Source organism: Amycolatopsis ponsaeliensis (assembly GCF_030182635.1).
GTDB lineage: Bacteria > Actinomycetota > Actinomycetes > Mycobacteriales > Pseudonocardiaceae > Amycolatopsis > Amycolatopsis ponsaeliensis.
Genome location: NZ_JAPZLD010000008.1, coordinates 170,675 through 184,830, shown reverse-complemented (window position 1 = coordinate 184,830; position 14,156 = coordinate 170,675). Strand labels below are relative to the sequence as shown.

The following is a 14,156-nucleotide window of genomic DNA, read 5'->3' as shown; positions in this document are numbered from 1 at the left end:
CCCGGTACAAGGACCGTACAAATCACCCGGCCGAGAAGCCCCGCAGGCGCAGGCTGTTCGTGACGACGAAGACCGAGCTGACCGCCATCGCCGCCCCCGCGAGCATCGGGTTCAGCAGGCCCGCGGCCGCCAGCGGCAGCGCCGCGACGTTGTACGCGAACGCCCAGAACAGGTTGCCCTTGATCGTGCGCAGCGTCCGGCGGGACAGCCGGATCGCGTCGGCCGCCGCGCGCAGGTCGCCGCTCACCAGCGTCAGGTCGGCCGCCTCGATCGCGACGTCGGTACCCGTTCCCATCGCCAGGCCCAGGTCGGCCTGGGCGAGCGCGGCCGCGTCGTTGACGCCGTCGCCGATCATCGCGACGACCTTGCCGTCCTCCTGCAGCCCGCGGACGACGTCGGCCTTGTCCTTCGGCAGCACCTCGGCGATCACGCGCTCGATGCCGACCTCGGCGGCGACCGCCCGGGCGACCACGGCGCTGTCCCCGGTGAGCAGCACCGGAGTCAACCCGAGCCCCCGCAGCCGCCGGATCGCCTCCGCCGACGTCGGCTTGACGGTGTCGGCCACGGCCAGCGTGCCCCGGACCTCGCCGTCCCAGGTCACGGCGACCGTGGTCAGCGCGCTGTCGGAAGCGGCCCGCCCGACGGCGACCTTCCGCCCCTCGACGACGCCTTCGACGCCCAGTCCCGGCGTGCTGCGGAAGTCCACGACGGACGGCAGCGTCCCGAAGCGCTCCCGGGCGGCGTCGGCGATCGCCCGGGCAACCGGGTGTTCGGACGCGGCTTCGACGGCGCCCGCGAGCCGCAGGACCTCGCCGTCGCCCTCGACCAGCGTCATCCGGCCGGTGGTCACGGTGCCGGTCTTGTCGAGCACGACGGTGTCGACGCGCCGGGTGGACTCCAGCACCTCCGGACCCTTGATGAGGATGCCCAGCTGCGCGCCGCGGCCGGTGCCGACCAGCAGCGCCGTCGGCGTCGCCAGGCCCAGCGCACACGGGCAGGCGATGATCAGCACCGCCACCGCGGCGGTGAAGGCGGCCGACGGCGTCCCGCCCGCGCCGAGCCAGAAGGCGAGCGTCGCCACGGCCAGCGCGATGACGATCGGGACGAAGATCGCCGAAACGCGGTCGGCGAGCCGCTGCACGCGAGCCTTGCCGGTCTGGGCCTCCTCGACGAGCCGGGCCGTCTGGGCCAGCTGCGTGTCGGCGCCGACGCGGGTGGCGCGGACGACGAGCCGGCCGCCGGCGTTGACCGTCGCGCCGGCGACGGTGTCGCCCGGCCCGACCTCGACCGGCACGCTCTCGCCGGTGAGCAGGCTCGCGTCGATCGCGGACCCGCCGTCCTCGACGACGCCGTCGGTGGCGACCTTCTCCCCCGGCCGCACCAGGAACCGGTCGCCGACGGCCAGGTCACCGATCGGGATCCGCCGCTCGCCGCCGTCGCGCAGGACGGCGACGTCCTTCGCGCCCAGGTCCAGCAACGCCCGCAGCGCGGCACCGGCGCGGCGCTTCGACCGGGCCTCGAAGTAGCGGCCGGCCAGGATGAACGTCGTGACACCGGCGGCGACCTCGAGGTAGATGGCGCCGTCCCCGGCCATCCGCTCGATGGTGAACTCGAACGGGTGCTTCATGCCCGGCATGCCCGCGCTGCCGAACAGCAGCGCGTACACCGACCAGCCGAACGCGGCGAGCGTGCCCATCGAAATGAGCGTGTCCATCGTGGCGGCGCCGTGGCGGAGGTTGGCGAACGCGGCGCGGTGGAACGGCCACGCGCCCCACACCAGCACCGGCGCGGCCAGGGTGAGCGAAATCCACTGCCAGTAGGTGAACTGCCACGCGGGCACCATCGCCAACGCGATCACCGGCACCGACAGCACCGCGGAACCGAGCAGGCGCTGCCGCAGCGTCCGGGCGGGATCGTCCGCCGGGACCTCGTCCGGCTCCGCCTGGGGCAGTGCCGCGCCGTAGCCGGCCGCTTCGACCTGCGCGACGAGGTCCTCCGGGGCGACGTCGCCGCCGTAGACGACCTTCGCCTTCTCGGTGGCGTAGTTGACGGTCGCCGTGACGCCGTCCAGCTTGTTGAGCTTGCGTTCGACGCGCATCGCGCACGACGCGCAGGTCATGCCGGTGATGGCCAGCTCGATCTCGGCGGGAGCCTTCTCCAGCTGCAGCGTCATGGCCGGTGTCCTTCCCCGGTGGTCACGGTGAATTCGGCGGTGCGGACCACGCCGCCGTGGCGGAAGTCCAGGAAGAGCCGGTAGGTCCCGGCCGAGGGCACCTCGGCGAAGAACGGCACGGCCGGACCGGCGCTCGTGCGGCCGTCGCCGGGCTCGCCGTCCGGGTGGACGTGCAGGTACCCCAGGTCGCCGCCGCGCAACGCGACGAGGTGGCCGTAGGCGCCCAGGTAGGGCCGCAGATCGGTGACGTCCCGGCCGTCCTTGGTGACCGTCGCGGTCAGGCGGGACGAGCGGCCGGGAACGAGGTCGCCGTCGAGCCGGACGCGGTAGCCGTCGACGTCGGCGGTGCGCGACGGCGCGTGCTCGACCGGCTGGAAGAGACCCGGTGCGACGAGGTCGACGCCGAGCGTCTGCGCCGGTCCGCCGGTGGGCGTGAAGTCGGCGAAGGCGCGGTAGCTGCCCGCGCCGGCGACCGTGATCGGCACGCTCCACGTGCCGTCCGCGCCGAGTTCGGGGTGCAAGTGCTGGTAGCCACTGGTGTCGCGGCGGACGACGATGAAGTGCAGCCGCTTCTCGTGTTCGACGTCGTAGGCGGTCACGGGAGCGCCGTCCGGGCCGGTGATGCGGAAGGTGAACTTCGTCGTGGCCCCCGGGGTGAGCGTCGGATCGGCGGGCGTGAGGGTGTAGCCGCCCGCGGCCGAAGCCAGCCCGCCGGGCTGGTGGTCCGCGGCCTCCGCGACGGTGCCGCCGTGGACGTCCCCGTGCGCGGCGTCCTCGCCGCCGTGCGCCCCGGCTTCGGCGGGAAAGGGACCGACGGCGGTGCCGGCGGCCCAGGCGCCGGCGGCGACCAGGGCGAGCGCCGCACCGTAGGCGGAGAGCTTCGCTGCCGTGTTCATGTCAGCCGGTACCCCGCTTCTTCGACAGCGCCGCGCACGTCGGCGACGGAAAGGGCTTCGGCGCTGCGGACGGTCACCGCGCCGGTGGCCAGTTCGACGGTGACGCCGGTGACGCCCCCGAGACCGCGGATTTCCTCTTCGACCGAGCGGGCGCAGTGGTCGCAGGTCATGCCCGTGACGGTGTAGGTCGTGTCTGCCATGCCTCATGGATACCCTAGGGGGGTAGGGTAAGCAAGCATGGTCACGACATGTAATCCCGGTCACAGTGGATTCCGTTACCACTGGTCCAGGCGTGTTTCCCCTCGTCACGGAGAGTTCTCAGAGGGGTTCCCTGGACGGTGCCGTGTTCCTTTCGTAACCTATTCGAGATCTCGCGGCCCCCGGTCGTCCCGAAGACGGCGACGCGAGATCGCCGCCGATACCCCCCTGCCGGGTACCGGACCCACCGCGTAGCTCTTCCTCTTGCGGTCGAGCACGCGCCGGACACGGGCGAGGCCCCCGACTCGCCCCGGTACCCGACGGCGGCCGATCAGCAAAGGAGACCCGCGCGAGAATGCGTTCGCATCCCGTCAAGCGCGTGGTGTCAGGTGCGCTCGCCGCTGCCTCGGTGATCACTGTCGTCACCATGGCCCAGGCGCCGGCCACCGCCGCCCCCATCCCCGTCCTCCAGGCCCCGCCCACCGGGTCCGATGCCCTGGCCAAGTACCGCGACCTCTCGGCCCAGGCCGAGAAGCTCAACGAAGACCTGCTCAAGGCCCAGGACGACCTGACCGCCAAGCAGGGACAGCTCGACAAGGCCAACGCCGACGTCACCGCCGCCAAGGACGCGGGTGCGGGGGCCATCGAGGCGAAGAAGAAGTACCAGACGCAGGTCGACAAGTTCGCCGGCGCGTCGTTCACCAGCGGCGTCCAGTTGAACAAGCTGTCGGCACTGCTGGCCGGCACGTCGACCCAGGACTTCCTGGACCGCTCGGCGGCTCTCGAGGTCATCGCGACCGACAAGAACGCCGCGATGGACGGCCTCAGCGGCGCGGCCGAGAAGGCCACCGCGGCCGAGAAGGCGGCGACGGACGCGGCGAAGCGGGCGACCGACGCTCGTGACGCGGCGGCGAAGCTGGCCTCGGACATCGAGGGCAAGAAGAAGAACCTCCAGGCGCAGATCGACCAGATCGAGGCCCAGAGCAAGACCCTCAGCACCGCCGACAAGACCGCCCAGAAGGACACCGGCGGCAAGGCCCCGACCGTCAAGGCGGCCTCCTCGGCCGCGCAGAAGGCGGTCGACGCGGCGCTGAGCAAGCTCGGCAGCGCCTACGTCTACGGCGCCACCGGGCCGTCCACGTTCGACTGCTCGGGCCTGATGCAGTGGGCCTACAAGCAGGCCGGGATCACCCTGCCGCGGACGTCGTCGGCACAGGCGGGCTTCGGCACGTCGGTGCCGCGCGACCAGCTGCAGCCGGGCGACCTCGTCGCGTACTACTCCCCCGTGTCCCACATCGGGATGTACATCGGCGACGGCAAGATGGTGCACGCGCCGACGAGCGGCGACGTCGTCAAGATCTCGCCGCTGCTGAAGGAGTACGCGGGAGCGACGCGGCCGACGGCCTGAGTTTCCTCGGGGGATGCCCCGTTCCGGGAGGTGTAGAACTCCCGGGGCGGGGCATCTTTCGTGCAGGGGCGACCACCACGACGCCGGCAGTGCGACCGGCTCGTGAACGGCGATTGTCGGACCCCTGCGCCAGAGTCGGATTCGACCGAACAGATGTTCGACGGGAGGCTGTTGTGACCGATCAGGTGGAGCCCAATCCGGAGAAGGATCCGAGCGACTGGACCACCGGCGACGAGCCGATGACCGGGCCGCAGAAGTCGTATTTGCAGACGCTGGCCCAGGAGGCCGGCGAGGAAGTGCCGGACGGGCTGACGAAGGCCGAAGCCTCGGCGCGGATCGATGAGCTTCAGCGCGCGACCGGGCGCGGCAGCTGAGGGCGTAAGCCGGTCAGGCCGCGAGAGGCAGCGTGGCGCCCGTTACGCGGAGCAGGAACTCGGCGTTGGAGCCCGTCTTGCGGAGCTGGTCGAGCAGCTGCTCACTGGCCTGCGGGCCCTGCAATGCGCGGCGGACCTCGCGCATCGCGGCCAGTTCTCCCGGTGTGACCAGGAGTTCTTCGCGCCGGGTGCCGGACGCGGTGAAGTCGACCGCCGGGAAGATGCGGCGCTCGGCCAGTTTGCGGTCGAGTTTCAGCTCGGCGTTGCCCGTGCTCTTCAGCTCTTCGAAGAACACCGTGTCGGCCAGCGAACCGGTTTCCACCAGCGCCGAGGCGACGATCGTGAGCGAGCCGCCGCCTTCGAGGTTGCGGGCCGCGCCGAGGATGCGCTTCATCGGCTGCAACGCGGCCGCGTCGACGCCGCCGGACAGCGTCCGGCCGGACGCGCGGGCCGAAAGGTTGTACGCGCGGCCGAGGCGGGTCAGCGAGTCGAGAAGCAGCACGACGTCTTCGCCGCGCTCCACCAGGCGTTTCGCGCGCTCGACGGCGAGTTCCGCCACGGCCACGTGTTCGGCGGGCGGACGGTCGAAAGTGGACGCGATCACCTCGCCGCGCATGGTCCGGCGCAGTTCGGTGACCTCCTCCGGACGCTCGTCGGCGAGCAGCACCATCAGCCGGCATTCCGGGTGGTTGACCGCGATGCCGTGGCCGATCTCGCGCAGCACGGTGGTTTTCCCGGCCTTCGGCGGGGAAACGACCAGCGCGCGCTGTCCCTTGCCGAGCGGGGTGACGAGGTCGATGACGCGCGGCAGCAGGCGCGCCGGCGTGGTTTCGAGCAGCAGGCGCTGGTCCGGGTGCAGTGGGACCAGGTCGGCGAAGTGCGGACGTGGCTCGGCCGGGTCGGCACCGTTGACGCTGGTGATTTCTTCGCCCGCGCCGGTGATTTCGTCGCCGGGACGCAGCTTGTGCTTGCGGACGACGGAAAGCGGGAGCGGGGTGTCGTCCGGGGCCGGCCGGTAGCCGGTGCGGACGAAGGGGGTTTTTCCTGACAGGTCAAGGATTCCGTGAAAAGACATGAGTGTTCTCCTGATGAGGGTTCGGTCCACGCGAACAGCGGGACCGGAGATGAGGAAGGAGGCCGATCGGCCTGGATCCGGGAGCTTCCTCCGGGCGGCCGAGGGGCCGACATCCGCGAGGAGCACCTTTACGTTAGCGCGACGTCACGGAAAGCACAACGGGTAAGACCCGGTGGTGTTGGGTAGCTCTCCGGAAGAAGCCCTGAAGCACGGGGGAAACCACGGCGGACGATGGGAGCGGATCGTGTACCGACACACCCCGGAACCTGGCCTCGACATGGGCGAGGCCACCGACGCCGACCGACCGGGGACCATGCCCCCGGCGCGCACCCGCGCCGGCGCCGTGGTCACCTCGACGTTCGAAGAGCTGGCGCCCGCGCTGCCGAACGAGATGGCGGACCTGCGCCGCAAGCTGACCCGCTGGCTGGGTGAGCTCCCGCTCGACCCGGCGAGCACGCACGACATCACGCTGGCCACGTACGAAGCACTGGCGAACGTGGCCGCCCACGCCTACCCGGACGGCCACGGCTGGGCCCGCCTCCAGGCGGCCCGCACCGGCGACGCGGTGACCGTCACGGTGACGGACACAGGCTGCGGCATCTCGGCGACCCGGCCGCGCCAGGCAGGCCTGCGCACCTCGGGCGGCCGGGGCCTGGTGCTCATCGACAAGGTGACGGACCAGTCCGACATCGACACGAGTGCCGACGGCACAACGGTCCGCATGACCTGGCGTCCGGCGGCGTTGAGGGATCAGAACCCGGCCTGATCGGGCGGAATCGAGTAGCGCCGTGCGGGTTCGTTCGACACCCCGGCGCTGCGGGTAGCCAGTGCGGCCAAGCGAAGATGCTTACGCAGCAAGCGTTGCACGCAGAGGGCTTTGCATGGCGGGAGCGTTGCGCGACGGCTTGCGTCGGCTGACCGCCGGCTACGAATATCCCCGGTCTGGGCAACCCCGCAGGGCAGCGAGGGCGGTTCAGCTCGCTACAACAGCCGACTCCGCCCCGCCATTCCCCCAGTGTCCTACGTCACAACCCCTCAGGCCGCTCCGGCCAGCCGAACCAGCCGGTTCCGCGGGTACGAAACCAGTTCCCTCTCCTCGTCCGTGGTGAAGATCTCGACGGAGTCCTCGAGCAACTCCGCCGAGGTCACCTGCAGCTGCCACGCGGGCAGTCCCGGCGCCGGCTCGTGCCAGAACCACTGGCCCTTGGTCAGCTGGTCCGCCGGGACCGTCGCGTCGTCCGTGTTCATGCCATGAGGCTAGCCGTCACCACCGACAGTTTTCGCACTGCCTCAGCCGTGCGCCGCGTTGACCGTGAGCGTCAGCACCTCCGGGTCGCCCGCGAAGACCGCTCCGCTGAAGTCCGGGCCCGGGCTCACGTCGTCGTACGGGAACGCGTACCCCCTGTTGTCCGGGAGTTTCGAGTGGACGATGCGCGCGTAGTGGTTGGTCACGTCGCCCTGGTAGAACTTCGCCGGGTCCTCGCCCGTGGGCTGGTTCGGGTTGTCCAGCAACGTCGTCCGGTTCAGCGCCGCCGCCAGGCGGGGGACGATCGCCTTGCGCGCGTCGCTCGCTCCGGAAGCCAGCGCGAACGGGCCGCTGTCGCAGCTCCACACGTCCGCCGTGGCCGGCTTGGCGAACGACTCGGACCCGAACACCAGCTGGTCGCCCGAGACGCGGCCCGTGAACGTTCCCACGCCCGGGTTCTGCGAGTCGACGACCAGGTCCGTGCCCGCGTACTTCTGCCACACCTGGTCGATGTAACCGTCGAGGTAGCCGCCGAACTGGGACGCGTGGTGGTGCGGGGACAGCACGCGCAGGTTCCCGCCACCGCCCGTCTGCACCAAGCCCGGCCACTCGCCGCCCAGGCCCGACAGCTCCGACGCGATCTGGTCGAGCGCGCCCGCCGGGAGCCCGTTGACCGTTGACGTACCGGATCCGGACGTGGTCAGGGAAAGTCCCATCGGGATGCCCACGAAGTCGACGTAGCTGATGTTCGCGAACAGCTGCGTGTCGTTGAACGTGAACTCGCTGAACGACCAGTTCTTGCCGTAGTTCGCGTCGCCGGAGTTGAGGAAGCTCGGGTGCACCAGGTTCGGACCCGGGTCGAGGAAGAAGTCCAGCTTCGCGTCGGTGACGACGTAGATGCGCGCGCCGCCCATCTTGGGCACCGACACCTGCGCCCCCGAAGCGATCGGGATGGCGCAGTCTTCCGGCAGCGGCGTCGTCGGCGCCGACGGCGAGTCCGGGTAGTACGGCGTGCCATCGGCACGCAGCAGCACCAGGCGCCCGTCCGGTGTGGTGCCGGTGACGTAGGCGTACACGGTGCCGGAGCCCGAGTTGTTGACCAGCTTGAGGCCGAACGTGTCCGGCGTCGCGGCGTAGGCGGACCGCGCGAGCGGAAACGCGGTGGCCGTGGCGAGCGTCGCCGCCGTGAGGCTGAGGAACGAGCGACGGGAGATCATGGTGTCCTCCACGTTGAGGAGATGGCGGAGTCCATAAAGGACATCCGAGGACAGTTCGCAGTTCGTTGTGGACGCCAACAAACTATGACTCCGCTTTCGTTACCTGGCAACCCTTCGAAAGAAGGTCCAGACCACCGTCTCAGCTGGCCCGCGCGCTGCCCCGGCGCCACGAATTCGAAACGCGGCTCCGCCGGGAGTGCCCCCGGGTACCGGGTGCCGGGTACTTCCGGGCACATCCCTTGACTCGGGCGCGCGCGAGGGGTGACAGTGGACAGCCTCGCAGGTCGTGGACGACCCCGTTCCCCTCAGGAAGCGAGACCCCATGCGCACCGTCAAGCGGCTCACCGCCGTGCTGGCCTCCTTGTCCTTCGTCCTGACCGCCGCTCCGGCCCACGCCGCCGACGAGTGGACCACGGTGTTCCAGGACGACTTCGACGGCACCGCCGGCAGCGGCCTCAACGCCCAGGACTGGCTGTACGACACGGGAACCGGCTACCCCGGCGGCGCGGCGAACTGGGGCACCGGCGAACTCGAGACGGCCACGAACTCGACGGACAACGTCTACCACGACGGCGCCGGCCACCTGGCGATCAAGCCGCTGCGCGACGCCGCGGGCACCTGGACGTCCGGCCGGATCGAAACGCAGCGCACCGACTTCGCGGCACCCGAAGGCGGTCAGCTGGAGATCAGCGCGACGCTCAAGCAGCCCTCCCCCGCGAGCGGCCTCGGCTACTGGCCGGCGTTCTGGGCGATGGGCGCCGACGCCCGCCCGGTCGGCGCGACGAACTGGCCGAGCATCGGCGAGCTCGACATCATGGAGGACGTCAACGCCCTCAGCAAGCACTCCACCACCTTCCACTGTGGACAGTGGCAGGGCGAGTGCCACGACCCGGACGGCATCACCAGCGACCTCCAGGACTGCGCCGGCTGCCAGGACGGCTACCACACGTACTCCGTCGTGGTGGACCGCCGCGACGCCGCGGCCGAGGAGCTGCGCTTCTTCCTCGACGGAAACCAGACGTTCTCGGTGAAGCAGAACCAGGTGTCCGACGCGACCTGGAAGGCCGCCGTCGACCACGGCTTCTTCGTCATCTTCGACGTCGCGATCGGCGGCTCCTACCCGAACAAGGTCTGCGGCTGCACCTCCCCGAGTGCGGACATCACGCCCGGCGCCGAGATGAGCATCGACTCGCTCTCGGTGAAGACCAGCCAGGGCTGACTTGTAGGCTGACGCCATGAGCGTCCGCCACACCGTCGTCGCGTCCCCGGTCGGCCCCCTGACCCTGGTCGGCGACGGCACCGCGCTCATCGGCCTCTACTTCGACGGCCACCTGCGCCCCCCCCGCGTCACCGCCCCCGCCCCCCGCGGCTCGGCGTTCGAAAAGCAGGTCTGGGCGATGCTCACGAAGATCCCGTACGGCGAGACCCGCACGTACGGGCAATTGGCCGCCGAGCTGGGCGACCCCGGCGCCGCGCAGGCGGTCGGGAACGCCAACGGCTGGAACCCGATCAGCGTCATCGTGCCCTGCCACCGCGTGGTCGGCACCAGCGGCGGCCTGACCGGGTACGCCGGCGGTCTCGACCGCAAGCGGTTCCTCCTCGGCCTGGAGGAACCGCCCGCGGACGAGGTCGGCCGGTTGTTCTAGCCTGCCGAGCAGGTCACGGTCGGCGCCGTCAGGTTCCCGCCGTGCTGCACGGTGAACCCGATGACGTTGCCGCTCCCGTTGGGCCGCGCGGTCAGCACGTACCCGGTGCTGTCCCAGGTGCCCGTGTAGTTCCAGCTGCCGATGACCTTCTGGGGTGCCGAGAAGGTGATCGTGAGCACCCAGTTGGTCGACCCGGTCACCGTCACCTGGCCGTTGAAGCCGACGTTCCACTCCGCCGTCTTGGCGTAGGTCCCGGTGCACCCGCCCGGCGGCGGAGTCGTGGGCGTGGTCGGTGTGGTGGTCGGCGTCGGGGTGGTGCCGCCGTTCAGCGCGTCGAGCACCGCGGTGTAGGCGGCCTTCTTCTGGCCGTTGCCGTCGAACAGCAGCGGCGTGCCGGACGCCCGCCACGAGTCCGTGTCACGGATGCCCCACACGGTGATGCCGGTGCAGCGCGCCACCGCGAGGCAGGCGTTCGTGACCGTCCGGAAGTTGTTCGCCTGCGTGGTGCCCGACCCTTCGATGTCCAGCTCGGTGATCTGCACGTCGACGCCGAGGGCGGCGAAGCTCTGCAGCGTCGTCTGGTAGTTCGACGGCACCGGGCTGTTGCTGTTGAAGTGCGACTGGAAGCCGACGCAGTCGATCGGCACGCCGCGGGACTTGAAGTCCTGGACCATGCGGTACACGGCCTGGGTCTTCGCCTGGTTCCAGTCGTCGGTGTTGTAGTCGTTGTAGCAGAGCTTCGCGTTCGGGTCGGCCGCCCGCGCGGCGCGGAACGCCGCCTCGATCCAGTCGTCGCCGGTGCGCTGCAGGTTCGAGTCGCGCCGCGCCCCGGAGCTGCCGTCGGCGAAGGCCTCGTTGACGACGTCCCAAGCGTAGATCTGACCGCGGTAGTGGGTCGCGACCTGGGTGACGTGGTTCAGGATCGCCGAGCGCAGCGCGGACCCCTCCATGCCCTGCATCCAGCCGGGCTGCTGCCCGTGCCAGGCCAGCGTGTGCCCGCGCATCCGGGCACCCTGGCTCGTCGCCTGGCTGACGATCCGGTCGGCGTTGCCGTAGCTGAACTGGCCCTGCGAGGGCTCGGTGGCGTCGATCTTCATCTCGTTCTCCGGTGTGATCATGGAGAACTCGCGGCCCAGGATGCCCGTGTAGACGCTGTCCGAGAGCTTGCTCGCCGAGACCGCGGTGCCGAAGTAGCGCCCGGTCCCGTTCGCCGCGCCACCCAGCGTGGTACCTCCGGACGGCGGCGGAGAAGTCGTCGTGGTCGTGCCGCCGCTGTTCAAGCCGAGGAACGCGATCGCGTACGCCACCATCCCGTTCTGCGGCAGAGCGTGCCCGGCGCCCTGGACGCTGATCCCTTCGACCGGCGCCTGCGTGCCGGTGGAGCCGTAGCGCGTGCGCGTCCAGCCGGACTGCGGAGCGTCACTCGACGACGGCGTCTGGCTCACCCCGCGCAGGTTCGTCCACTGCTTGATCTCCTCCCCGAAGTTCGGGTAGCGCAGGGTGTCGTCGGCGGTGCCGTGCCACAGCTGCATCCGCGGGTACGGGCCGGTCCGCCCGCCGCTCATCTGGCGGGCCTGGTCGCCCCACTGCTGGGCGGTCTTGATGAGCTGGCCGCCCGAGCACTGGCTGTTCCAGCTCGACCCGTCGGTGGTGGCGAAGCAGCCGGCGGGAACGCCCATGAACGCCGAACCGGCGGCGAAGACGTCGGGGTACTCCGCGGCGAGAACGTTCGTCATCATCGCGCCGGAGGAGAACCCGGTGACGAACACGCGGCCGGGATCGACGTTGTAGTGCTGCTTGGCGTAGTCGACCATCGACAGGATGCCGACCGGGTCGCTGCCGCCGCCGCGGGTGAGGGCCTGCGGCGAGGAGACGTCGAAGCACTGCCCGCTGCGCGTGGCTTCGGGGAACACGATGACGTACCCGTACTGGTCGGCCGCGGTGACGTAGTCGCGCGCGTAGCCGTTGAAAACCGCCGACGCCGACCCGGTGCAGTAGTGGATCGCGACCAGCAGCGCCGGCTTGGCCGCCACCCGGTCCGGGACATAGGCGTACATGTTGAGGTTGCTGGGGTTGGTGCCGAAACCGGTCACGCGGGTCAGCGTGGCGGCCGACGCGGGCTGCGCCGTGATCACCAGCACGATGGCGGCGGCGATCGACAACACGGCGGCGAGGAGGGCGGTGAAAAGTCTTCGCACTCGAGTAGATCCTTTCCGGGAGCAGGGCGCAGCTGCGACGATCGTTGGTTCGCGGCCCGGAACCGGTCAACGATTATCGGAATGTTTCGGGACCTTTCGAACTGCCGACCGGCCGTACTGCTGAAAGGATCCGGGGATGACCGAGCTCCTCCTGGGACCGCTGCTCCGGCACGTCGACGCCACCTCCGCGACGATCTGGGTCGAAACCGACGGACCGTGTGAAGTCCTTGTCGCGGAAGCGAAAGCGCGGACGTTCGAGGTCGCCGGGCACCACTACGCGCTGGTCGTGCTCACCGGGCTGGAGCCCGGGCGCGCCACGCCGTACGAGGTCCGGCTCGACGGGGAGCTCGTCTGGCCCGAGCCGGACAGCGACCTGCCGCCCAGCCGGATCCGGACGCTGACCCCGGGCGACCCGCGGTTCCGGCTGGTCTTCGGGTCGTGCCGCAAGCCGCGGGAGGAGGACGCGCTCGGCCCGGACGCGCTCGCCGCCTACGCCCACCGGATGGCCGAGCTCGACGAAGGCGAGTGGCCCGAGTCGCTGCTGCTGCTCGGCGACCAGGTCTACGCCGACGAAACCACCGACGCGACGCAGGAGTGGCTCGCCTCCCGGCGCGACACGAGCAAGCCGCCCGGCACCGAGGTCGCCGACTTCGAGGAGTACTGCCACCTGTACTTCGAGGCCTGGCGCGAACCGGCGGTGCGCTGGCTGATGTCCACCGTGCCGACGTCGATGATCTTCGACGACCACGACGTGCGCGACGACTGGAACACCTCGCAGGCCTGGCGCGAGCAAATGACGCAGACGCCATGGTGGCCGGAGCGGATCCGCGGCGCGCTCGTGTCGTACTGGGTCTACCAGCACCTGGGCAACCTCGGGCCGCACGAGCTGGCCGAAGATGACCTCTACCAGCGGGTGAGCACTTCGGGGGTGGACAATGCGGAGCTGCTGCGCGAGTTCGCCGACCAGGCCGACCGCGAAGCCGACGGCGCGAAGGGCACCCGGTGGTCCTACCGCCGCGACTTCGGCCCGGTCCGGCTGCTGGTCATCGACTCGCGAGCGGGACGGATCCTCGAGGGCGGGCAGCGGTCGATGATCGGCGAAGCGGAGTTCCGCTGGATCGAGGAGCAGACCTCCGGCGAGTTCGACCACCTGCTGATCGGGACGTCGCTGCCGTGGCTGATGCCCACCGCGCTGTCGGCCGCGCAGTCGGTCAACGAGCGCCTGTGCACGCGGCCGGGGCTCGTCGGGCGGGCGTCCGAGTGGTTCCGCCAGCTCGCCGACCTCGAGCACTGGCCGGCCTTCCGCGAGTCGTTCGACCGGCTGACGCGGCTGATCGGGCGGGTCGCGGACGGGGACGCGGCGTCGGTGAGCGTGCTCTCGGGCGACGTCCACCACGCGTACGTCGCGCGGGCCGACCTCCCGGGGGCGCCGGTGCACCAGCTCACCTGCTCGCCGGTGCACAACACCGTCCCCTGGTACATGAACCGCCTGTTCCGCGCGGGCTGGGCGCGGGGGCTGACCCGGCTGAGCGAGGGGCTGGCTCGCCGGGTCGGGGTCCCGCCCGCGCCGCTGACCTGGGGTTGCGTGTCGGGACCGCACTTCGGGAACGCCGTGATGACCTTCGACGTCGACGGGCGCGAAGCCACCGCGACCCTGCTGCAGCCGGAGCGGGACGGGGAGCCGATCCGGCTCACCGGAGCGTGAGGGTGGGTGCGGCGCGGCCA

At 70.7% G+C, this 14,156-nt stretch carries 13 protein-coding genes; 6 read left to right on the top strand and 7 right to left on the bottom strand.

Features of this window, described 5'->3' with window-relative positions; translation table 11 throughout:
- Positions 1-22: 22 nt before the first annotated feature.
- The 3 genes from QQ657_RS14600 to QQ657_RS14590 are packed head-to-tail and all read right to left on the bottom strand — an operon-like array spanning position 23 to position 3,269.
- Positions 23-2,173, bottom strand: a complete 2,151-nt coding sequence (locus QQ657_RS14600) for a heavy metal translocating P-type ATPase (RefSeq protein WP_284742655.1) — start codon at positions 2,171-2,173, stop codon at positions 23-25.
- Entirely contained in the window at positions 2,170-3,069 is a 900-nt protein-coding gene (locus QQ657_RS14595; protein ID WP_284742654.1) for a DUF8832 domain-containing protein, read from the bottom strand. The genes QQ657_RS14600 and QQ657_RS14595 overlap by 4 nt, the downstream gene beginning before the upstream one ends.
- Positions 3,066-3,269, bottom strand: a complete 204-nt coding sequence (locus QQ657_RS14590; protein ID WP_284742653.1) for a heavy-metal-associated domain-containing protein — start codon at positions 3,267-3,269, stop codon at positions 3,066-3,068. Before QQ657_RS14590 ends, QQ657_RS14595 begins: the two co-directional genes overlap by 4 nt.
- 353 nt (positions 3,270-3,622) lie before the next feature.
- Between QQ657_RS14590 and QQ657_RS14585 the strand changes: the two genes are divergently transcribed.
- Both QQ657_RS14585 and QQ657_RS14580 read left to right on the top strand, forming a co-directional pair.
- On the top strand, positions 3,623-4,675 hold the full coding sequence (locus tag QQ657_RS14585; RefSeq protein ID WP_284742652.1) for a C40 family peptidase: 1,053 nt from the start codon (positions 3,623-3,625) through the stop codon (positions 4,673-4,675).
- A gap of 173 nt (positions 4,676-4,848) precedes the next feature.
- Entirely contained in the window at positions 4,849-5,049 is a 201-nt protein-coding gene (locus tag QQ657_RS14580) for a DUF3072 domain-containing protein (protein WP_284742651.1), read from the top strand.
- A 13-nt stretch (positions 5,050-5,062) separates the two neighbouring features.
- On the opposite strand, the gene rho is transcribed toward QQ657_RS14580, so the two are convergent.
- A complete protein-coding gene (rho, locus tag QQ657_RS14575; RefSeq protein ID WP_284742650.1) occupies positions 5,063-6,124 on the bottom strand; it encodes a transcription termination factor Rho in 1,062 nt (353 codons plus the stop codon).
- A gap of 244 nt (positions 6,125-6,368) precedes the next feature.
- On the opposite strand from rho, the gene QQ657_RS14570 reads away from it, so the two are divergent.
- Positions 6,369-6,890: an ATP-binding protein gene (locus tag QQ657_RS14570; protein WP_284742649.1), complete on the top strand. Its 522-nt coding sequence runs from the start codon at positions 6,369-6,371 to the stop codon at positions 6,888-6,890.
- Positions 6,891-7,159: 269 nt separating this feature from the next.
- Here the strand turns inward: QQ657_RS14570 and QQ657_RS14565 are convergent, their stop codons facing one another.
- Positions 7,160-7,372 carry a hypothetical protein gene (locus tag QQ657_RS14565; protein WP_155546378.1) on the bottom strand — a complete coding sequence of 71 codons (213 nt, stop codon included), beginning with the start codon at positions 7,370-7,372 and terminating at the stop codon, positions 7,160-7,162.
- Between the two features lie 42 nt (positions 7,373-7,414).
- Entirely contained in the window at positions 7,415-8,587 is a 1,173-nt protein-coding gene (locus QQ657_RS14560) for a glycoside hydrolase family 64 protein (protein ID WP_284742648.1), read from the bottom strand.
- Positions 8,588-8,909: 322 nt separating this feature from the next.
- Between QQ657_RS14560 and QQ657_RS14555 the strand changes: the two genes are divergently transcribed.
- Together QQ657_RS14555 and QQ657_RS14550 are read left to right on the top strand one after the other, a co-directional pair.
- Positions 8,910-9,806, top strand: a complete 897-nt coding sequence (locus QQ657_RS14555; protein WP_284742647.1) for a glycoside hydrolase family 16 protein — start codon at positions 8,910-8,912, stop codon at positions 9,804-9,806.
- Positions 9,807-9,822: 16 nt separating this feature from the next.
- The gene (locus tag QQ657_RS14550) at positions 9,823-10,233 is read left to right on the top strand and encodes a methylated-DNA--[protein]-cysteine S-methyltransferase (protein WP_284742646.1); all 411 of its coding nucleotides are present in this window, start codon (positions 9,823-9,825) and stop codon (positions 10,231-10,233) included.
- Here the strand turns inward: QQ657_RS14550 and QQ657_RS14545 are convergent.
- On the bottom strand, positions 10,230-12,431 hold the full coding sequence (locus QQ657_RS14545; RefSeq protein ID WP_284742645.1) for an extracellular catalytic domain type 1 short-chain-length polyhydroxyalkanoate depolymerase: 2,202 nt from the start codon (positions 12,429-12,431) through the stop codon (positions 10,230-10,232). The two genes, QQ657_RS14550 and QQ657_RS14545, sit on opposite strands and share 4 nt — an antisense overlap.
- A 136-nt stretch (positions 12,432-12,567) precedes the next feature.
- Here QQ657_RS14545 and QQ657_RS14540 point away from each other — a divergent pair, with 136 nt between their 5' ends.
- Positions 12,568-14,136 (top strand): alkaline phosphatase D family protein, encoded by a 1,569-nt coding sequence (locus QQ657_RS14540; protein WP_284742644.1) that lies wholly within the window; start codon positions 12,568-12,570, stop codon positions 14,134-14,136.
- Positions 14,137-14,156: the final 20 nt, after the last annotated feature.